The sequence below is a fragment of the Achromobacter ruhlandii genome (assembly GCF_002082135.1).
Taxonomy (GTDB): domain Bacteria; phylum Pseudomonadota; class Gammaproteobacteria; order Burkholderiales; family Burkholderiaceae_B; genus Achromobacter; species Achromobacter ruhlandii.
Genome location: NZ_CP017433.1, coordinates 3,964,238 through 3,982,618, shown reverse-complemented (window position 1 = coordinate 3,982,618; position 18,381 = coordinate 3,964,238). Strand labels below are relative to the sequence as shown.

The 18,381-nt window shown below is 69.2% G+C and carries 18 protein-coding genes; 10 read left to right on the top strand and 8 right to left on the bottom strand.

The window, feature by feature from the left end; all coding sequences use genetic code 11:
- The 7 genes from AruCF_RS17880 to AruCF_RS17850 all read left to right on the top strand — a co-directional run bounded on the left by AruCF_RS17880 (position 1) and on the right by AruCF_RS17850 (position 6,422).
- Complete coding sequence (locus AruCF_RS17880; protein WP_049074968.1) at positions 1-879, top strand: N-formylglutamate amidohydrolase; 879 nt, start codon at positions 1-3, stop codon at positions 877-879.
- 146 nt (positions 880-1,025) lie between these two features.
- Positions 1,026-1,337 carry a hypothetical protein gene (locus AruCF_RS17875; protein ID WP_049074966.1) on the top strand — a complete coding sequence of 104 codons (312 nt, stop codon included), beginning with the start codon at positions 1,026-1,028 and terminating at the stop codon, positions 1,335-1,337.
- A 141-nt stretch (positions 1,338-1,478) separates the two neighbouring features.
- Positions 1,479-2,510 carry an ABC transporter substrate-binding protein gene (locus AruCF_RS17870; RefSeq protein ID WP_049074964.1) on the top strand — a complete coding sequence of 344 codons (1,032 nt, stop codon included), beginning with the start codon at positions 1,479-1,481 and terminating at the stop codon, positions 2,508-2,510.
- On the top strand, positions 2,497-3,516 hold the full coding sequence (locus AruCF_RS17865; RefSeq protein ID WP_049074963.1) for an ABC transporter permease: 1,020 nt from the start codon (positions 2,497-2,499) through the stop codon (positions 3,514-3,516). Before AruCF_RS17870 ends, AruCF_RS17865 begins: the two co-directional genes overlap by 14 nt.
- Positions 3,510-4,307: an ABC transporter ATP-binding protein gene (locus tag AruCF_RS17860; RefSeq protein ID WP_049074962.1), complete on the top strand. Its 798-nt coding sequence runs from the start codon at positions 3,510-3,512 to the stop codon at positions 4,305-4,307. Before AruCF_RS17865 ends, AruCF_RS17860 begins: the two co-directional genes overlap by 7 nt.
- Positions 4,301-5,824 (top strand): c-type cytochrome, encoded by a 1,524-nt coding sequence (locus AruCF_RS17855; protein WP_235432679.1) that lies wholly within the window; start codon positions 4,301-4,303, stop codon positions 5,822-5,824. Before AruCF_RS17860 ends, AruCF_RS17855 begins: the two co-directional genes overlap by 7 nt.
- Positions 5,825-5,891: 67 nt before the next feature.
- Positions 5,892-6,422 (top strand): OsmC family protein, encoded by a 531-nt coding sequence (locus AruCF_RS17850; protein ID WP_049074960.1) that lies wholly within the window; start codon positions 5,892-5,894, stop codon positions 6,420-6,422.
- Positions 6,423-6,459: 37 nt separating this feature from the next.
- On the opposite strand, the gene AruCF_RS17845 is transcribed toward AruCF_RS17850, so the two are convergent.
- Complete coding sequence (locus AruCF_RS17845; protein WP_049074959.1) at positions 6,460-7,302, bottom strand: LysR family transcriptional regulator; 843 nt, start codon at positions 7,300-7,302, stop codon at positions 6,460-6,462.
- A gap of 108 nt (positions 7,303-7,410) precedes the next feature.
- Here AruCF_RS17845 and AruCF_RS17840 point away from each other — a divergent pair, with 108 nt between their 5' ends.
- Entirely contained in the window at positions 7,411-8,397 is a 987-nt protein-coding gene (locus tag AruCF_RS17840) for a bile acid:sodium symporter family protein (protein WP_049074956.1), read from the top strand.
- A gap of 26 nt (positions 8,398-8,423) precedes the next feature.
- Here the strand turns inward: AruCF_RS17840 and AruCF_RS17835 are convergent, their stop codons facing one another.
- Together AruCF_RS17835 and AruCF_RS17830 are read right to left on the bottom strand one after the other, a co-directional pair.
- The gene (locus tag AruCF_RS17835) at positions 8,424-8,810 is read right to left on the bottom strand and encodes a Rieske (2Fe-2S) protein (protein WP_049074954.1); all 387 of its coding nucleotides are present in this window, start codon (positions 8,808-8,810) and stop codon (positions 8,424-8,426) included.
- A 51-nt stretch (positions 8,811-8,861) separates the two neighbouring features.
- Entirely contained in the window at positions 8,862-10,664 is a 1,803-nt protein-coding gene (locus AruCF_RS17830) for an ABCB family ABC transporter ATP-binding protein/permease (RefSeq protein WP_049074953.1), read from the bottom strand.
- Positions 10,665-10,960: 296 nt separating this feature from the next.
- Between AruCF_RS17830 and AruCF_RS17825 the strand changes: the two genes are divergently transcribed.
- On the top strand, positions 10,961-11,788 hold the full coding sequence (locus tag AruCF_RS17825) for an aldo/keto reductase (protein ID WP_049074951.1): 828 nt from the start codon (positions 10,961-10,963) through the stop codon (positions 11,786-11,788).
- A gap of 72 nt (positions 11,789-11,860) precedes the next feature.
- Here the strand turns inward: AruCF_RS17825 and AruCF_RS17820 are convergent, their stop codons facing one another.
- Both AruCF_RS17820 and AruCF_RS17815 read right to left on the bottom strand, forming a co-directional pair.
- Entirely contained in the window at positions 11,861-12,058 is a 198-nt protein-coding gene (locus AruCF_RS17820; protein ID WP_049074950.1) for a hypothetical protein, read from the bottom strand.
- Complete coding sequence (locus AruCF_RS17815; RefSeq protein ID WP_049074948.1) at positions 12,055-13,230, bottom strand: PepSY-associated TM helix domain-containing protein; 1,176 nt, start codon at positions 13,228-13,230, stop codon at positions 12,055-12,057. Before AruCF_RS17815 ends, AruCF_RS17820 begins: the two co-directional genes overlap by 4 nt.
- Before the next feature lie 188 nt (positions 13,231-13,418).
- Here AruCF_RS17815 and AruCF_RS17810 point away from each other — a divergent pair, with 188 nt between their 5' ends.
- On the top strand, positions 13,419-14,138 hold the full coding sequence (locus tag AruCF_RS17810) for a metallophosphoesterase (protein WP_049074946.1): 720 nt from the start codon (positions 13,419-13,421) through the stop codon (positions 14,136-14,138).
- Between the two features lie 31 nt (positions 14,139-14,169).
- Here AruCF_RS17810 and AruCF_RS17805 read toward each other — a convergent pair whose 3' ends face one another.
- From AruCF_RS17805 to AruCF_RS17795, 3 genes are all read right to left on the bottom strand, one after another.
- Positions 14,170-16,656 (bottom strand): TonB-dependent siderophore receptor, encoded by a 2,487-nt coding sequence (locus AruCF_RS17805; protein ID WP_144419151.1) that lies wholly within the window; start codon positions 16,654-16,656, stop codon positions 14,170-14,172.
- Positions 16,657-16,799: 143 nt separating this feature from the next.
- On the bottom strand, positions 16,800-17,798 hold the full coding sequence (locus tag AruCF_RS17800; protein ID WP_049074944.1) for a FecR domain-containing protein: 999 nt from the start codon (positions 17,796-17,798) through the stop codon (positions 16,800-16,802).
- Positions 17,785-18,300, bottom strand: a complete 516-nt coding sequence (locus tag AruCF_RS17795) for a sigma-70 family RNA polymerase sigma factor (protein WP_049074942.1) — start codon at positions 18,298-18,300, stop codon at positions 17,785-17,787. The genes AruCF_RS17800 and AruCF_RS17795 overlap by 14 nt, the downstream gene beginning before the upstream one ends.
- Positions 18,301-18,381 lie beyond the last annotated feature (81 nt).

Below are 18,381 nucleotides of genomic sequence, written 5' to 3'. Positions count from 1 at the left end.
ATGACGAACGCCGACTTCCAAGCCGTTTCCGTGCATGCCCCGACCGCGCCGGCGCTGCCGCTGGTGTGTGATTCGCCGCACAGCGGCGAGCGATATCCCGCCGATTTCGGCGCCGCGGCCAGCCTGGCGCAGCTGCGCCAGGGCGAGGACACGCACGTGGACGCCTTGTGGTCGGCGGCGCCGGCATTGGGCGCCACGCTGGTGGCGGCGCACTTTCCGCGCGTCTACATCGATCCCAACCGCACGCTGCGCGATCTGGATCCGGAGCTGCTGGCCGAGCCCTGGCCGGAGCCGCTCGACCCAGGCGAAAAGACGCGGCTGGGCAAGGGCCTGATCTGGCGCCGCATGGACAAGGCCACGCCGATCTACGACCGCAAGCTGTCGCTGGCCGAAGTGCGCCACCGCATCCTGGCGTACTACGAGCCGTACCACGCGGCGCTGGCGCAGGCCATCGAAACCGCGCAACGCGATTTCGGCGCGGTCTGGCATCTGAACCTGCACTCGATGCCCAACGATGCCTATGCGCGGCTGGGCCGCGATAGCGCGCATCCACTGGCCGATTTCGTGCTGGGCGACCGCGACGGCACCACCTGCGAGCCGGAGTTCATCGCCCTGATCGAGACCGCGCTGCGCGACCGCGGCTATACCGTGGCGCGCAACGACCCCTACAAGGGCGTGCAGTTGATCGCGCAGATCGGCCAGCCGGCGTTGAACCGGCACAGTCTGCAGGTCGAGATCCGCCGCCCGTTGTACATGGACGAGGCGACGCGCGAGCGCAATGCGGGCTTCGAATCGCTGCGCGCCGATCTGTCGCAAGTGCTGGCGCAGGTGGCGCAATACGTGCGCGCCCGCCTTCCGGCGATATCGTCGACAAAATAAACGCGCGTGCATCGTTGCGATCCCACGGCCCCGATTGATGTGAATCAATCGGGGCCGTTTCACGCGTGCTTAAGTTTCCCGGTGACGGGCCGTTGTCGCTAACAACGTGCTGCGTCGTTCACTGGCGCGGCCTATAAGGAACCGGTATGGCCGAGAAGATCATCAATGGTTTTTCCGTCGTGGCGTACGCGACGCAACCCGAGGGACGTATTCCGGCGCGCGCTTTTCTGGAAACGCGGCGTCTGCCGGTGAAGGCGGACACGGCCGCCAAGGACGCGGGCGCGCGGGAGGCCTGTGACGAAGCCGAGGCCGAGGACGAGCCCGAAAGCCTGGCCTTCGAGATTTTCATCACGCGCCGCTTTCGCGGCGCGGTCGAAGCGATGTCGGCGGCGCGCAACGCGCTGGATCGCGTCAAGTCCGTGGACGAGCACGGCGTGCCCGACCACTTGCCGGACTAGCGGCGCTTGAGTGCGGCGGTCGCCGGAGGCGCCGCCGCCCATATTGTTATCCCCACTTTGTATTTGTCGAACGCCTGAGCACGGGCCGATGATGCCGCATGGCAAGCATCGCCATTCACAGTCTGCTCAAAAGGAAGGTTGATGAATACGAACGTCCAAACGCGCGCCCATGCGGCGCGCGGCATTTCGCGACGCGCATTGCTGCGCGCGGCAACCGCGGCGGGCCTTGCGGCACCGCTGGGCATGCTGGGATCGCGGGTGCTGGCGGCCAATGGCGCGCCACGCACCTACAAGATCGCATGGAGCCAGACCGCGGTGTGCCAGTCGCCGGTTTCGGTGGCGCTGGAACGCGGCTTTTTCGACAAGTACAACCTGAAAGTCGAGCGCATCAATTTCAGCGGCTCGACCGATCAATTGCTCGAAGCCATCGCCACCGGCCACGCCGACGGCGGCATCGGCATGGCGCTGCGCTGGCTCAAGCCGCTGGAGCAGGGCTTTGACGTGAAGCTGGCGGTGGGCACGCATGGCGGCTGCATGCGCCTGCTGACCGCGGCCGATTCACCGATCAAGCGCGTGCAGGACCTGAAGGGTCGCCGCGTGGCGGTCTCGGACCAGGCCAGCCCGGTGAAGAACTTCTTCGCCATCCGGGTGGCGCAACTGGGCATCGATCCGGAGTCGGTGGACTGGCGCCAGTATCCGCAGGACCTGTTCGGCGAAGTGCTGCGCAAGGGAGAGGTCGATGCCATCGCCGGCGACGACCCGCTGATCTACACGCTGCGCGAGGACAACAAGCTGCGCGAGGTCGCCACCAACATCGAGGGCGACTATGAGAACCGTACCTGCTGCGTGCTGGGGCTGCGCGGCGATCTGGTGCGCAACGATCCCGAGTCGGCCGCCGCCATCACCCGCGCGGTGATCGACGCGCAGCGCTGGACCGCATCCAATCCCGATGAGACCGCGCGCATCTTCGCGCCCTATGTGCCGGGCAAGGTGCCGGCCGAGCGCGTGGCGGCGATCCTGCGCAGCCACAGCCATGGCCATGCGTCGACCGGCGGCGCGCTGCGCGAGGAGATCGTCGGTTACGCCAAGGACCTGAAGACAATCAAGGTGCTGAGCGCCAACCTGGACATCAACAAGTACGCGCAAGCGGTGGTGCCCAATGTCCTCGGCTGACACGCTGGCGGTTGGGGCGTTGCGCGGCGCGCCGGCCGCCGCGCAACCCTGGCGCCTGTGGAAGACCGGCGTGGCCGCCGCCGCCCTGTGGGCGGTGGTGGGCGCGGTGACGTTGCGCTGGCCCAATGTGGAGGTGGGCTTTACTTCCTGGGGCTACACGCGCGAGTTTGGCGTGGCGACGCTGGTGCTGGCGGCCGTGCTGTTGCTGGCGGCGGTGGCCGGCGGGGCGCGCCGCCGCCCGGTGCGCGCGTTGCACCGGGCCGGGCCTTGGCTGCTGGCGCTGGCCGTGGCGGTGGGCCTGTGGGAAATCGCGACGGCCAAGCTGGCGTTGCTGCCCAGCCCGTTCTTCGCGCCGCCGCAGTCGCTGATCGAGGTCTACGCTAGCGACTACAAGCGGTTGGCCGACAGCCTGGCCAATTCGCTCTGGTTGTTGGCCAATGGCTTCGGCCTGGGGGCGGCGGCGGGTTTCCTGACGGGCGTGGCGATCGGTTGGTCGCGTGGCCTCGGGTATTGGGTGCACCCGGTGCTGCGCTTCCTGGGGCCCGTGCCTTCGACGGCGCTGCTGCCCATGGCGTTTTTCTTTTTCCCGTCGAGCTGGTCGGCGGCCGTGTTCCTGATCGCGCTGGCGACCTGGTTCCCGGTGACGGTGCTGACCTGGTCGGGGGTGGCGGGCGTCAACCGCGCCTACTACGACGTGGCCCGGACGATGGGCGCGAGCGAGTGGTTCCTGGTGCTGCGGGTGGCGATACCGGCGGCGTTGCCGCAGGTGTTCGTGGGCCTGTTCATGGGCCTGGGCGCTTCGTTTTCGGTATTGGTCGCGGCAGAGATGATGGGCGTGAAGTCCGGCCTGGGCTGGTATCTATCGTGGGCGCAGGGGTGGGCCTCGTACGCCAACATGTACGGCGCGCTGATCGTGATGGCGCTGGTGTTCTCGGGACTGATCACGCTGCTGTTCGCGGGGCGCGACCGCCTGCTGGCCTGGCAGAAGGGAGTGGTGAAATGGTAGCGGCGGCACGGGAAGGCACGGCGGCATCCGCGGCGCGCGGCGCGGCGCTGGCGGTGCGCGGCGTAAACCATCGCTTCGAGCTGGACGGCGCGGCGTTGCCGGTGCTGGACGACATTGACCTGGAGGTGCGGCCGGGCGAGTTCGTTGCGCTGCTGGGTCCGAGCGGCTGTGGCAAGTCGACCCTGCTGCGGCTGGTGGCGGGGCTGGAGCCGCCGGCGCAGGGGGATCTGCTGGCCGATGACGAGCCGATAGACGGGCCATCGCCATCGCGCATCGTGGTGTTCCAGGATCCGACGCTGTATCCATGGCGCACGGTCTGGCACAACGTGGCGCTCGGCCTGCAGGCGCGGGGTCTGTTGAAGACACAGCGCGCCCGCGTCGACGACGCGCTGCAGCGCGTGGGCCTGGCGGCCTTCGGCCAGGCCTATCCGCATCAACTGTCGGGCGGCATGGCGCAGCGCGCGGCATTGGCCCGCGCGCTGGTGAACGATCCGCGCATCCTGATCCTGGACGAGCCGCTGGGCAAGCTCGATTCGCTGACGCGGATCGCGATGCAATCCGAACTGGTGGAGCTGTGGCAGCGCAGCGGCTTCACCGCCTTGCTGGTGACGCACGATGTGGAGGAGGCCTTGTTCATGGCGTCGCGCATCATCGTGCTGAGCGAGCGGCCGGCAAGGATCAAGGACGAGATCGTCAATGACCTTCCGTATCCGCGCCATCGCGGCGATCCGCGCCTGGCCGAGTTGCGGCGCCAGGCGCTGGCCCTGCTGGGACTGGATGCGACGTGGTGAGCAATGCGGCGTTGGCGCTGGCGGCCTTGGCGGCGCCGGCGGGCATGCTGGCGTGCCTGGCGGCCGCGCGCCGGCGCGGGCAGGAGATCACGGCCGGCCTGCCGCTGCCCTGGCTGGCGGCGCTGACCTTGGCGGCGGTGGGCGGCGTGCTGGCGTTGGCCTGGCAGCGGGCGCAGGGCGTGCCGGGCCTGCTCGGATCGCGGCTGGGGCATCTGGCCCTGGCCGTCGCGGCGCTGTTGTTGCTGACGGCGCTGGCGGCCGCCTGGTTGCACAGCCGCATGCCGGCGCCGGCGGCGCGCACGGCATCGCGCCGGGCTGGCGCCATGGTGCTGGGGGCGTTGGCATCGTTGGCGGCGTTGCTGGCCTTGGCGATTGCCTGGCAGCCGGAGGAGGCGCTGGCGATTGCGCACTGGCCGTTCGCCTGGCGCTATGACCCGGATCTGCCTGTCGGCACGCATACCTGGCGCCGCCTGGGATTGGCGGCGGGACTTACGGCGGTGGGCCTGGGGCTGCTGGTGGGCGCGCTGTTCGCGCGGCGCGGCAGGCTGGTGTGGCTGACGGCGGCCGCTGGCCTGCTGGCCAGCGCCAGTTGGCCAGCGCCGCGGATGCTGCTGACGGAGGCAACGGCCACCTCTTACCAGCGTTCGCCCCTGTTGTTCTCGGATCGCAATCTTTTACAGGGCGCGCAACTTTACCAGCGCCACTGCGCGGGCTGCCATGGCGAGCGGGCGGATGGGCGCGGGCCGCTCGCGGCCGGGTTGCCGGCCTGGCCCAGCGTGTTGGGGCCGGCCTTGTTCGACAACCGCCTGGAAGGGGAATTGCATTGGCGCCTGGCGCGGGATGACGCCCGCCATGGCAGTGGCGCATATGGCGGCGACGCCCGTAACGGAGAGGGGGTCTCCAACAACGCGCCAGCGGGCGGCAGGCAGTCCGGCGGCCGCGCGGCAGGCGCGCCGCCCGTTTCCGGTTCGTCCGAAACATTGACGGCCGACGATAGCTGGCGGGTGCTGGACTACCTGCGCGTGCACGCCTATGGGGTCGGCGGTGGCGCGGGCATGCCGGCCATTCCCGCGCCGGTGGTGGCGCTGACCTGCCGCGATGGACGCGCGGCCACGCTGTCCGGCCTGCGCGGCCTGCCCTTGCGGGTGGTGGCGGCCGCGCCAGGCGCGCCCCGGGAGCCGCAGGATCCGCGCCTCTTGACCGTGGCGCTGACGCGCGGCGGTCCGCCTCCGGAGGATGCCGATTGCGTGGCGCCGGACGATACCGCCTGGCGTGCCTACGCGCTGGCCGCGGGCCTGCCGCCGCAGGCGCTGGCGGGCGCGCAGTTCATGGTGGATCGCCGTGGCTGGCTGCGGGCCCGGCGCCTGCCGGGCGCGGCGCCCGCCTGGACCAGCGCGGACAACGTCTGCGGTCCCGGCGGTCGCATGGAGAACACGTCGGCCCAGGGACTGGGGGCGCTGTTGCTGGCGATGGATCGTGCCCCCATTGACATCCCGGATACGCGGCGCGGGCCATGAAGCGTTGGCGCGCGGCGTGGCGGCCGGGCCTTTTTTTTCCACTTTTTCACGCAAGCGAGGCAGGCAAATGAGTACCTTGAACGAATACCTGGGCCAGAAGCGCGAGGCGGTGCTGGCGCGCAATGCGCGCGATCCGCGTACCGTGGCACCGGTGAAGCTGCGCGCGCATGTCAGCGCGGAGGGCCGCAGCGGGGTGCGTCGCATCCGCATCCGCGACCACCAGGTGGTGAGCGACAGCCCGGCGGATTTCGCCGGCTACGACCTGGGACCGAGTTCGCCGGAACTGCTGCTGGGGTCGCTGGGCAGCTGCCTGACGCACATCTTCCTGATCAAGGCGGCAGAGCTGGAACTGCCGCTGGACGCGCTGGAGGTGGAGATCGAAGGCGACCTGGATCCGCGCGGCGGCAAACCGGGTTACGAGAAGGTGCCGTTCTTTCCGCACAATATCCGCTACACCGCGCACATCGTGTCGCCGGCCGACGAGGGGGCGGTACGTGCCGTGCATGAGGCGGTGGAGCAGTGGTGCCCGATCCTGAACCTGCTCAAGCAGCCGCAGCCGCTGGAAGGCAGCGTGCGGCACACGCGGCCGGCAGCGTGAACCATCGACGCGCTCGCCGGCACGGTCGGGGGGAGGCTCAGGTCAGCGAACTGCGCATCAGGATCTCGGTCAGCGCCCGGGTCGGCTTGTTGGGGGCGGGCGCCGAGATGACGATGAACTCCACCTGCGGCAGCGCCGGCAGGGCCAGGGCGCCGGCCGGCGCCGCCAGGCCGGCGGTGGACAGGTGCGAGGGCTGCACGGTGATGCCCAGGCCGGCGCGGGCGGCCGCCTGGCAGCCGGCATAGCTGGTGCTGGTACAGACGATCTGCCAGCCGCGGCCGGCGCGGGCCAGCGCATCCAGCGCCAGGCCGCGGGTGACGCTGGGCTCGCGCAGCAGGATCAGCGGCAGCGGCGCCTCGGGCGCCAGGCGCAGGCCTTCGCGGGCGCGCCACAGCAACGCTTCCTTGTGCAGGGTCTGGCCGCGGCGGTCGCCGCGGCGGCGCTTGCCGATCATCACGTCCAGGCCGTTGTCGTCCAGCAGTCGGTACAGATCGCTGGTGACGCCGATGGTGATGTCCAGCTCCACTTCGGGATGCGCCTGTCGGAACGCGGCCAGCACGTCGGGCAGCGGCCCCATCGCCAGGTCGTCGGAGGTGCCGAGCCGCACGCGGCCGCGCAAACGCGGGGCGTCGAACAGGCGCTCGGCGCGCTCGTGCGCATCGAGGATGATCTCGGCATGCACCAAGAGGCTGCGGCCGTCGCTGGTCAGGGCCAGCGAATGGGTGTCGCGCAGGAACAGGCGGCGGTCCAGCGCCAGCTCCAGCTGGCGGATGTGTTCGCTGACCGTGGGCTGGGTCAGGCCGAGGCGGCGCGCCGCCTCGCTGAAGCTGGGCGCGCCCGCGGCGGTGGCGAAGGTCTTGAGCCAGAGCGGATTGAGCATGGCGGCCTGCCTATAGGAAATTCCGATAGCAGTTACAGTAACCAGTGGCCTTCACGATAGCAAGCAGCGCGCCTATAGTTTCCGCAACCTTCCCGGAAACCTCCCGCCATGCGCCGCTTCCTGCCTGACCCGTTCACCCTCATCCTGATCGCCACCGTGGCGTTCGCCAGCTTTTTCCCCGCGGTGGGCAAGGGCGCGTCCTTCATGATGGTGGCCAGCAACGTGGCGATTTCGCTGCTGTTCTTCCTGCACGGCGCGCGCCTGTCGACGGACGCGATCGTGGCCGGGGTCAAGGACGTGCGGCTGCATGCGCTGATCCTCGGCTGCACCTTCATCCTGTTTCCGGCGCTGGGGCTGGCGCTGCGGGCCGTGTTTCCCGGGCTGCTGACGCCGTCGCTGTGGCTGGGCGTCATCTTCGTGTGCACGCTGTCCTCCACGGTGCAGTCGTCGATCGCCTTCACCTCGATGGCGCGCGGCAACGTGCCGGGCGCCATTTGCGCGGCCACTGCATCCAACCTGCTGGGCACGGTGCTGACGCCGCTGCTGGTGGCGGTGCTGCTGCATCGCCAGGGCGGCGGTCACGGCCTGGCCGATGCCGGCCGCATCCTGCTGCAGCTGCTGCTGCCGTTCGCGGTGGGCAGCCTGCTGCGGCCGTGGATCGGCGCCTGGGCGCAGCGCAACAGCCGCGTCCTGTCGAAAGTGGACCGCAGTTCGATCCTGCTGGCGGTCTATACCGCGTTCAGCGAAGCGGTGGCGCAGGGCATCTGGCACGCGTTCCCGGCGATCGACCTGGCGACCATGGTGCTGGTCAATGCGTTGCTGCTGGGGGCGGTGCTGCTGATCACGACCTGGGGCAGCCGCAAGCTGGGACTGTCCAAGGAGAACGAGATCACGCTGGTGTTCTGCGGCTCGAAGAAGTCGCTGGCGTCCGGCATTCCGCTGGCGACGGTGCTGTTCGGCACCTCGCAGATGGGCATTGTGGTGCTGCCGCTGATGATCTTCCACCAGATGCAGCTGATGGTTTGCGCGGTGCTGGCGCGCCGCTACGCCGATCGCGCCGAACCGGCGCAGGCGGCCGAACCGGCCCGCGCCTGACGCCGCGCCGGCCCGCGCCTGACGGGTCAGCCGCCGCTGGCCAGCGGCTGGATCTTGCCGCTGGGCTGCCAGTAGACGGCGCCGTCGCGCTCCTGCACCGTCAGCACCGTGAGGCGACCGTTCTTACAGGGGCCGCCCACGCACAGGCCGGTGTCGGGCTGGTAGGTGGCGCCGTGGCGGGCGCACATGATCAGGTCGCCGGCGCGCGTGAAGAAACTGCCTTCCCAATCGAGTTCGACGCCCACGTGGGCGCAGCGATTCAGATAGCCATGGACCCGGTCCTGGTAACGCACGAAGAACGCCGTGGTCTGCCCCGCGCTGTCGGAGACCGGCACTTTGACGCCCAGTCCGCCATTGACCAGGTCGGTGGCGGCGCAGACGCGGACTTCGGGAGCGATACGGGAATCCTGCATGGAAGGCCTTGGAATCAAAGGGTGCGATCTTGGGTCAGGGGGCGGGGCTTGTCAATCGGCCGGCGCGGCGGTGTTTTCCTGCTGCCGCGCCCACATCGCGGCATACAGGCCGCCCGCGGCCAGCAAGTACGTGTGGCGGCCGCGTTCGGCGATGCGGCCATCCTCCAGCACGATGATCTCGTCGGCGTCGGCCACGGTGGACAGGCGGTGGGCGATGATGAGCGTGCTGCGGCCGCGGCTGACTTCGCGCAGGTTGGCCTGGATGTCGCGCTCGGTGCGGGTGTCGAGCGCGCTGGTGGCTTCGTCGAACAGGAAGATGGCCGGGTCCTTGAGCAGGGTGCGGGCGATGGCGACGCGCTGCTTTTCGCCGCCGGACAGCTTGAGGCCACGTTCGCCCACCATGGTCTGGTAGCCGTCGGGCATGGCCATGATCAGGTCGTGGATGTGCGCCAGCCGGGCGGCGTGCTCGATCTCGGCGTCGGTGGCGCCGGGACGGCCGTAGCCGATGTTGTAGCGGATGGTGTCGTTGAACAGCACGGTGTCCTGGGGCACCACGCCGATGGCGGCGCGCAGGCTGGCCTGGGTGACGTCGCGGATGTCCTGGCCATCAACCAGGATGGCGCCGGCGTCGGCGTCGTAGAAGCGGAACAGCAGCCGCGCGATGGTGGACTTGCCCGCGCCCGAGGTGCCGACCACGGCCACGGTCTTGCCGGCCGGCAGCGTGAAGCTCACGCCCTTGAGGATGGGCCGGCGTTCGTCGTAGCCAAAGCGCACGTCGCGGAATTCGACCGCGCCGCCTTCCACGCGCAGCGGCTGCGCGCCGGGGCGGTCCGCCACTTCGCGGTCCTGTCCCAGCAGTTCGAACATGCGTTCCATGTCGATCATGGCCTGCTTGATCTCGCGGTAGATGAAGCCGAAGAAGCTGAGCGGCGAGTACAACTGCAGCAGGTAGGTGTTGACCAGCACGAAGTCGCCCAGGGTGTAGCGGCCCGCGGCGATGCCGCGCGCGGCCATCCACATCACCAGCGTGAGGCCGGCGGAGATGATGATGGCCTGGCCGACGTTCAGGATCGACAGGCTGACCTGGCTGCGCACCGCGGCGCGCTCGTAGCGGGTGAGCGAGGCGTCGTAGCGGCGCGCTTCGTGTTCCTCGTTGCCGAAGTACTTGACCGTTTCGTAGTTCAGCAGGCTCTCGATGGCCTTGGTGTTGGCCTCGGAGTCGGTTTCGTTCATGAGCCGGCGGAACTTGGCGCGCCATTCGGTGACGGCCAGCGTGTAGGCCATGTACAGGATCACCGTGGCGCCGGTGGCCAGCGCCAGCCAGGCGTCGAACATGCGCCACAGCACGATGCAGACCAGGCCGATCTCGAAGAAGGTCGGCAGGATGTTGAACAGCAGGAACGACAGCAGCGTCTGGATGCCCTTGGTGCCGCGCTCGATGGCGCGGGTCAGGCCGCCGGTCTGGCGTGTCAGGTGGAAACGCAGCGCCAGGCCGTGCAGGTGCCGGAAGATGCGCAGGCCGACCGAACGGATGGCGTGCTGGCCGACGCGGGCGAAGAGGGCGTCGCGCAGTTCCGAGAACAGCAGGGACAGGACCCGCGCGCCGCCATAGGCCAGGATCAGGCCCAGCGGCACCGTCACCGCGCCCGGCGCGCCTTCGCCCAGGGCGTCGATGGCGTGCTTGTACAGCACCGGCACGTACACGGTGGCCGCCTTGGCGGCGAACAGGCAAAGCAGGGCGGCCACCACGCGCGCCTTGAGGCCTGCCTGGCCGGGCGGCCAGAGGTACGGAAACAGGGTGCGCAGGGTGGCGAAGCCACCGCGGCCGGGCGTGCGGGGATCAGGTGCGGTCATGGGAGGCAAGAGCGGCTCAGGCAGGGGGCGGGCCAGGGTTCCATGGGGGGGTGACGAGCCCCGAAAAGGCCCATTATCCGGCACCAGCGCTATGATCTGGTTGAAAACCCCTGGGATGGACGTATCACTCCCGGGGGTTTTCCATCCGGTTTTCGCATTGTTTTTTTCCATACGGGCGCAGCAGGGCGGGCCCGTCATCAACAGTAGGCCAGGGGTACGCCCGGCAACATCCCTGGCTGCGCGACCTGGCGCGATTTCGCCGCGCGAGCGTCGCGTCGCAAGCTTCGGAGGGTCTTATGGCGAAGGTACCCACAGTGAAACTGAACGACGGCGGCAAGATTCCGCAATTGGGCCTGGGCGTGTGGCAGGTGCCCGATGACCAGGCCGCGGCCAGCGTCAAGGAAGCGCTGGCGGCCGGCTACCGTTCGGTGGACACCGCCGCGATCTACGGCAACGAATCCGGCGTGGGCGCCGGGCTGCGCGCGGCGGGCGTGGCGCGCAAGGATCTGTTCATCACCACCAAGCTGTGGAACGACAGGCACGGGTTCGATGCCGCTCACCAGGCGATGGATGAAAGCCTGGAAAAGCTCGGCCTGGCCTACGTGGACCTGTATCTGATCCACTGGCCGGTAGCGGGCAGCGACAAGTTCGTGGACGCCTGGCGCGCCATGATCGAGATGAAGGAAGATGGCCGCGCCCGTTCGATCGGCGTGTCCAATTTCACCCAGGCCAACCTGGAACGGCTGATCGATGCCACCGGCGTCACGCCGGCGGTCAACCAGATCGAACTGCATCCGGGCTTCGCGCAGCGCGAGTTGCGCGCCTTTCACGACAGGCATGGCATCGCCACCGAGTCCTGGAGTCCGCTGGCGCAAGGCAAGATCACCCAGGACAAGACCATCCTGGAGCTGGCGCGCAAGCATGGCAAGTCGCCGGCGCAAGTGACGCTGCGCTGGCATCTGCAGCACGGCCTGATCGTGATCCCCAAGTCGGTGACGCCGGCGCGCATCCGCGAGAACATCGACGTGTTCGATTTCGAGCTGTCGGGCGCGGAGATGGCGGCGATCGACGCCATCAAGGAAGGGCCCCGCCTGGGACCCGATCCGGAGAAGTTCGGCAAGTAGGACGGACGCGGGCGGCGGGCGCCGCCGGCGTGCCTGGGGCTTGCGCGAGGCGGATTCCCGTATCGACCGGCCCTACGCCTCGGGTTGCCTGGGCGGGAAGAACCAGTAGCGCACGATGACCACCAGCAGAATGGTCAGCGCCGTCCACGAGGCCCAGTGCCAGGCGCCGGTGCCCAGCAGCGCCGCCAGCAGGCCGAAGATGCTGAGCATACCCAGGAGGATCGGCACGCCCCAGACGAACAGGAAGCCGCGCGGGGATTTCTTGCTCATGCGGGACTCCGTTGCGGGGTAGCGGCGGCCTGGTGCTTGCGCACCAGTTCGGCGATGCGCGCTTCGGTGGCGCGGCGCCGCGCCAGCCACAGGTAGAGGCCGCTGACCAGCACCACGATAGTGATCAGATCGAGCACGGCCCAGATGATCTTCAGGGGCAGGCCGCCGTAGTCGCCGAAGTGCAGCGGACGCGACAATTCCAGCGCGGTCAGGTACCAGGGCATTTTCGCGATGGTGGTCAGCTCGCCGCTGCGGCCGTCGATCAGCACGGGCGTGTTCATCTTGGAGGTCAGGGGCGTGGCGCCGCGCATCCAGGTGATGTAGTGGTGCGGACTGCCGAAGGCGTTGCCGGGGAAGGCGATGAACGACACTTCGTTGCCGGGCAGGGCCTTGCGCGCGGTGTCCGCGGCGCTCTGGGCCGACGACAGTTCGGCCGGCACGCCCTGGCCCTTGTAGGGTTCGAGGATGCGCACCAGTTCGGTGGATTGCCACAGGCGGAACAGCGGCGTGGACAGTTCGTTGATGACGCCGGTCAGGCCCACCACGAAGGCCCACACCAGCGTCACGATGCCGAGCAGGTTGTGCAGGTCGAGCCATTTGAGGCGGGTGGAGCGGCCGGCGCGCACGGTGCCGAATTCCAGCTTCTTCATGAAGGGGCCGTACAGCACCACGCCGGAAACGATGGCGATGCAGAACAGCAGACCCATGAAGCCCAGGAACAGCTCGCCCGGCAGGCTGGCGAACAGGTCGACGTGCAGGGACAGCATGATGCCCATGAAGGTGAAGCGGTCCTGGGTGTAGAGCGGGCCGTCGAGCAGCACGTCGCCGGTGCGGCCGTCCATGCGCACCGCGTGGCCGGAGACCTGGCCGTCGCCAGGCTTCTTGGCCATGCCGACGTAGACCTGGGGCTCGTCGGGATCGAAGAACAGGTAGTCGACCACTTCGCCCGGATACATGGACTTGGCGCGCTCGACCAGGGTGTCCAGATTGGCCGGCGGGGTCGAGGCGGGCACGTCCGACAAGGGCTTGGCATCGTCGAGCCAGTGCTCGATTTCGTGGTGGAACACCAGCGGCAGGCCGGTCAGGCAGATGATGAGCAGGAAGATCGTACAGACCAGACTGGTCCACTTGTGGACCAGGTACCAGGTTTTGATGGTGGAGGCGGCGGTCATGGCGACGGCGGGGCGGCTGGCGCGGCCCCCTTCAGGATGGATTTTGGGAAAGACGGAACATTATCACGAATAATAGCTATTCTCGTAACGCAATTTTGCGAATGCGCGTGTGAAAGCCAGGTGTAATCGGGGACGTATAAAAGCGGGTTAAAAAGAAACATGGGCCCGATTGGGCGGGCTGGATCATCATGCAGCAACGTTTTCTGAAAGTGCCGCGCAACGAGCTGGGCCGTGATTTCGCGGTGGGCGACGTGCACGGTTGTTTTACCCGCCTGCAGGACAGCCTGGGGCGGATGGGGTTCGACGCCAGCCGCGACCGGCTGTTTTCCGTGGGCGACCTGGTCGACCGGGGGCCGGAGAGCGAGGCCGCGCTGGAGTGGCTGGCGCAGCCCTGGTTCTACGCGGTGCAGGGCAACCACGAGGACTATGCCGTGCGCCATGTGCGCACCGGGCAGGTGGACGTGGTGAACTGGCGCGGCTACGGCGGCGGCTGGTTCCTGGACCTGCCGGCCGACCGCCAGCAGGTCTATGCCGAAGCCTTCGACCAGTTGCCGATCGCGATCGAGGTGGAAACCGCGGCGGGCGCGGTCGGGTTGCTGCACGCCGACTGTCCGGTGCTGTTCTGGCCGCGCCTGGAATCGGCGCTGCAGGATCGCTACAAGCGCACCAGCGCCACCTGCCAGTGGTCACGCGAGCGGCTGCGGCAACTGGACCGCACCGGCGTGCTCGGGGTGCGCGCGGTGGTGGCGGGCCACACGCCGGTGGCCGCGCCGCTGGCGCTGGGCAACGTCTATCACATCGATACCGAGGGCTGGAAGGACGGCTACTTCACCTTCCTCGACCTGGCAACGCTGCGGGCCTGGCCGCGCGCGGTGGTGACCGAGCCGGATACGGAAGCGGTCCGCTGACGCGGGCCGCGCGCCCTCGATCCGGCCGCGCCTACCAGCGGTAGGTCGCGGTTGCCAGCACCGTGCGCTGATCGCCATAGCGGCAGGCGCCGGCGCTGCAATTGCTGAGATAGGTCTTGTTGCCCAGGTTGCGCACGTTCAGCGCCAGGTTCCAGCCCTGTACCTGGTAGCCGATCATCGCGTCGAACAGCGTGTAGCCCGGCAGCTTCTCCGCGGCCGACTCCTGGTAGCCCCAGTTCGGTCCGGTGTAGCGCGCGCCCAGGCCGATCTTGATGCCGGATGCGAAGCGGTAGTCGGTCCACAGCGCGATCTGGTTGCGCGACACCGCCTGCATCTGCTTGCCGACTTCGCTGGGCGTGCTGCTGGCCGTGACCTCGGCCTTGGGCGTGTACGTGTAGGCGGCCACCACGTTCATCTGCGGCAGCGGCCGGAACGCGGCTTCCAGCTCCAGGCCGCGCACCTGCACCTCGCCGGTCTGCTTGGGCAGGAACTCGGGCGTATAGGTGATGTAGTTGTGGCGCCGCAGGTCGAACACCGCCGCGCTGTAGCGGCTGCGCCCGCCGGGCGGCTCGTAACGGATGCCGAGTTCGTACTGGCGCCCGGTTTCCGGCCGCATCGGGCTGTTGGTCACCGGGTCGATGGTGGCGGTGGGCGAGAACGATTCGGCGTAGCTGAAGTACGGCGCGATGCCGCTCGGATGCAGGTAGACCAGGCCGGCGCGCTTGCTGAAATGGTGCTCGGAGATCTTGGTGCGGGAGCCGTCGATGTTGCTGTCCACGTCCGCGCTGGCCTTGTCGTAGCGGCCGCCGAGCGTGGCCACCCAGTTGCCCCATTTGATCTGGTCCTGCAGGTAGAAGCCGGTCTGGGCCAGCCGGGTGGTGGCGTCGAACCAGGGCGCGGCGGTCTCGACCGGGCTGCCGTAGGACGGCGAATAGCCGTCGATGGGCGCGACCACGCCGTCGTTGTAGGTGCGCTGGTAATTGCGCGAGTGCTGGTAGTCCAGTCCGAACAGGAAGGTGTGGGTCCAGTCGCCCAGGGCGACCTTGGCCTGCGCCTGGTTGTCGATGGTGAAGAGCCGCGCGTTTTCCTGGCTGCCGAACGGGAACCGTTCCAGCAGGCGGAAGTTGGCGGGGTCGTCCGGGTTGGCGGGATTGACCGTGGCGAAGCCGCCGCGCACGTAGACCTGGCGGTAATCGACGCTGGTGTAGCCGTAGCGCGTGTTCTGGCGCACGGTCCAGGTGTCGTTCAGGCGGTGTTCCAGCAGATAGCCGACCATCCACTGTTCCTGGTTGAAGCGGTCGAAGCCCGGTTCGCCTACATAGGTATTGCGCGAGAATTTCCCGTTCGGATTGGGCAGCTGCGTGCCGATCTCGGGAAAGCTGCCGTAGGAACTGCCGTCGCGCACCCGCAGATAGTGCGACAGCAGGGTCAGGGTGGTGTCGCTCGACGGCTTGAGGGTCAGCGCCGGCGCGATGAAGAACCGGTCGTTGGGCAGGCCGCTGGCGGGCAGCTCGGCGTCGCGCGCCAGGCCCGTGATGCGGTAGAGCACCTTGCCGTTGTCATCCAGCGGGCCCGAGAAGTCGCCGGCCACCTGGCGCCGCGAATGGTCGCCGACCTGCGCTTCCAGTTCGTGCAGGGGTTCGTCGGTGGGGCGCTTGCTGACGACGTTGATCATGCCGCCCGCGCCGTTCTGGCCGTACAGCACCGAGGTCGGGCCGCGCAGCACCTCGATGCGCTCGGCGCCGTAGACCTCGGTCTGCCAGACCGCCCAGCTGTTGTTGTTGCGCAGCTGCAGGCCGTCCAGGTAGTAGCCCGGCGTCTGCGCGTCGAAGCCGCGGATGATGGTCCAGTCAAAGCGCGTGTCGGCGCCCCAGGGCAGGGTGTTGATGCCCGGGGTGTAGGCCAGGCTTTCCTTCAGGCGCGAGGCGCCGGTTTCGCGGATGAAATCGGCGGTGACGACGGAGATCGACTGGGGCGTTTCGAGAATGCTGCTGTCGGTCTTGGTGCCGGTGGCGCTGCGGCTGGCCACATAGCCGTCCACCGGGCTCCAGGCCGTTTCGGGGCGGCCGGTGACGGTGACGGCCGGCAGCGTGGCGGGGCTGTCGGCGGTGGGCGCCGGACGCAGCGTATAGGCGCCGTTGGCGCCGCGCGCGACGCGCAGGCCCTGGCCCTGCAGCAGGGTGGCGAAGCCGTCCTGCACGGAATAGGCGCCGTTCAGGCCGGGGCTGGTCTTGCCGCGGGTCAGGGCGCCGTCGGCCGACAGCTCGATCCCCGCCTCGCTGGCGTAGCGGGTCAGGGTCTGGTCCAGCGGACCGGATGGGATCTGGTAGGTGCGCACCGGTGTCTGCGCCCCGGCGGGCGCAGGCGCTACCTGGGCTGGCGCCGGCGAGGTGGCCAGGAGGGCGCCGCCCAGCGCCAGGCAGAGCGCGGCGCGGCGCGGGAGCAGGCGGGGGGCGGTGGGCCGCGCGGAGAGGGGCGCGGTGATGCGGAACGGAGAGGAAAGGTGGCGGCTCGCCATCGGGTCGATCCCAGAAAGTACGGAAGAAAGTGTTGCGACTGCTATGTCTTCCGGACGAGCGGGCGATTTCCTCAATGCCGCGCCAACAAAAATTGCAACAGGGGCCAGGGTTTGCGCGGGGCGCTTCTGGCGGTCGATGCGCCCTAGCGTGCTGCCCGGGGGCCGACGGTGACCCAATAGCGGCTGAGCGTGTGGATGTCGACTGGCACGCCCAGCGTCAGGTTGTGCAGGGCGCGGTCGGTGTCGCGCAGGGGGAAGACCCCGGTGACGCGGAGCTCGGCGACGGCCGGGTCGCAGCGCAGGAAGCCGCTGCGGTAGCGGGCCAGCCGCGCGGTGAAGTCCGCCAGCCGCATGTCCTCGGCCAGCAGCACGCCGCGCGTCCAGGCGGCGTCGGCCTCGCGCGCCGCGGCGGGCGGCTCGGCGCGCTGCGGGTCGAAGCGCGTGCGCTCGCCCTCATGCACCCGCAGGACCGCCTGGGTGGCCGCGCCGGGATAGACGTCGACCGCGCCCTGGTAGACCGCCAGGTGCGCCTGCGGGCCGGCGTCGCGCAGGGTGAAGCGGGTGCCCAGCGCCTGCACCATGCCCTGCCGGCTCTGCACGCGCAACGGCCTGCCCTGGGCATCGACAGCGGTCGACACCAGGATTTCCCCGGCCAGCAGCAGGATGCGGCGCTCGTGGCGGTCGAAGCGCACGTCGATGGCCGAGCCGCTGTCGAGCACGACGCGGGAGCCATCGGCCAGGGTGATGTCGCGGATCTCGCCGACGGCGCTGCGGTGGTCGGCGGTCAGCATGCCCCAGCGCCCGCTTTCGCGCCAGAGCAGGGTGGCCCCGGCGGTGGCGGCCGCCGCGATGCCCAGTGTCCGCAGCGCTTTGCGGCGCGCGGCATAGGCCTGCGGACGGGCGTCGAGCAGCACCGTGCGGGAGGCCGGCTCGGAGACCCCGGCCAGCTTGGCGTCCATGACCTGCAGGCGGCGCCAGGCGCGCAGGTGATCGGGATGGGCGGCCAGCCAGGCGTCACAGGCCGCGCGATCGGCCGCGCTCGCCTCGCCCGACCACAGCCGCGCCATCCAGGCCGAGGCGCGGCGCACGACCGCGGGATCGATCGCCGGCCCCTGGCCGGCGGCCGCGTCAGTGCGCGCCATCGTAGAGGGCCTGGTAGCACGCCAGCAGCGCCGCCGCGACGTACTTCTCGACCGAGGAGACGGACACGTGCAGCCGTTCGGCGATCTCGCGGTAGCTCAGGCCGTCGAGCTTGCACAGCAGCAGCGCCATGCGGGCCTTGGGCGGCAGCTTGTGCAGGATGGTGTCGACTTCGATCAGGGCCTCGACCGCCAGGGCGCGGACTTCCTCGGACGGCGCCAGCGCCACCGGCAGCGCGGCGATGGCCTCGAGGTAGGCGGCTTCGATGCCGCGGCGGCGATACAGGTCGATCAGCAGGCCGTTGGCGATCTGGGTCAGGTGGCGGCGGGACTGGTCCGGCTGCGGCGTGGCGCCGGAGGCCAGGATGCGGACGTAGGTGTCGTGCGCCAGGTCGGCGGCGTCGAAGGCGTTGCCCAGCCGCTTGCGCAACCAGCCGCGCAGCCAGCCGTGGTGGTCACCGTAAAGCACTTCGATGGGCTGGGGGGAGGTCCCGGTCGCGGACATGATGGACTGGCGTGGCGTTGGCGCGGCGCATCCCATGATCCGGAATGCGAATTATTCCGGATCATAGTTGATCCGCGCGCG

What these genes read in the sequence shown, in the direction of transcription:
- AruCF_RS17870 (WP_049074964.1), top strand. Translation starts at nt 1,479, where the DNA reads ATGAATACGAACGTCCAAACGCGCGCCCATGCGGCGCGCGGCATTTCG.
- AruCF_RS17830 (WP_049074953.1), bottom strand. Translation starts at nt 10,664, where the DNA reads ATGACCGCACCTGATCCCCGCACGCCCGGCCGCGGTGGCTTCGCCACC.
- AruCF_RS17825 (WP_049074951.1), top strand. Translation starts at nt 10,961, where the DNA reads ATGGCGAAGGTACCCACAGTGAAACTGAACGACGGCGGCAAGATTCCG.
- AruCF_RS17800 (WP_049074944.1), bottom strand. Translation starts at nt 17,798, where the DNA reads ATGGCGCGCACTGACGCGGCCGCCGGCCAGGGGCCGGCGATCGATCCC.
- AruCF_RS17835 (WP_049074954.1), bottom strand. Translation starts at nt 8,810, where the DNA reads ATGCAGGATTCCCGTATCGCTCCCGAAGTCCGCGTCTGCGCCGCCACC.
- AruCF_RS17845 (WP_049074959.1), bottom strand. Translation starts at nt 7,302, where the DNA reads ATGCTCAATCCGCTCTGGCTCAAGACCTTCGCCACCGCCGCGGGCGCG.
- AruCF_RS17810 (WP_049074946.1), top strand. Translation starts at nt 13,419, where the DNA reads ATGCAGCAACGTTTTCTGAAAGTGCCGCGCAACGAGCTGGGCCGTGAT.
- AruCF_RS17875 (WP_049074966.1), top strand. Translation starts at nt 1,026, where the DNA reads ATGGCCGAGAAGATCATCAATGGTTTTTCCGTCGTGGCGTACGCGACG.
- AruCF_RS17815 (WP_049074948.1), bottom strand. Translation starts at nt 13,230, where the DNA reads ATGACCGCCGCCTCCACCATCAAAACCTGGTACCTGGTCCACAAGTGG.
- AruCF_RS17880 (WP_049074968.1), top strand. Translation starts at nt 1, where the DNA reads ATGACGAACGCCGACTTCCAAGCCGTTTCCGTGCATGCCCCGACCGCG.
- AruCF_RS17840 (WP_049074956.1), top strand. Translation starts at nt 7,411, where the DNA reads ATGCGCCGCTTCCTGCCTGACCCGTTCACCCTCATCCTGATCGCCACC.
- AruCF_RS17820 (WP_049074950.1), bottom strand. Translation starts at nt 12,058, where the DNA reads ATGAGCAAGAAATCCCCGCGCGGCTTCCTGTTCGTCTGGGGCGTGCCG.
- AruCF_RS17850 (WP_049074960.1), top strand. Translation starts at nt 5,892, where the DNA reads ATGAGTACCTTGAACGAATACCTGGGCCAGAAGCGCGAGGCGGTGCTG.
- AruCF_RS17805 (WP_144419151.1), bottom strand. Translation starts at nt 16,656, where the DNA reads ATGGCGAGCCGCCACCTTTCCTCTCCGTTCCGCATCACCGCGCCCCTC.
- AruCF_RS17860 (WP_049074962.1), top strand. Translation starts at nt 3,510, where the DNA reads ATGGTAGCGGCGGCACGGGAAGGCACGGCGGCATCCGCGGCGCGCGGC.
- AruCF_RS17795 (WP_049074942.1), bottom strand. Translation starts at nt 18,300, where the DNA reads ATGTCCGCGACCGGGACCTCCCCCCAGCCCATCGAAGTGCTTTACGGT.
- AruCF_RS17865 (WP_049074963.1), top strand. Translation starts at nt 2,497, where the DNA reads ATGTCCTCGGCTGACACGCTGGCGGTTGGGGCGTTGCGCGGCGCGCCG.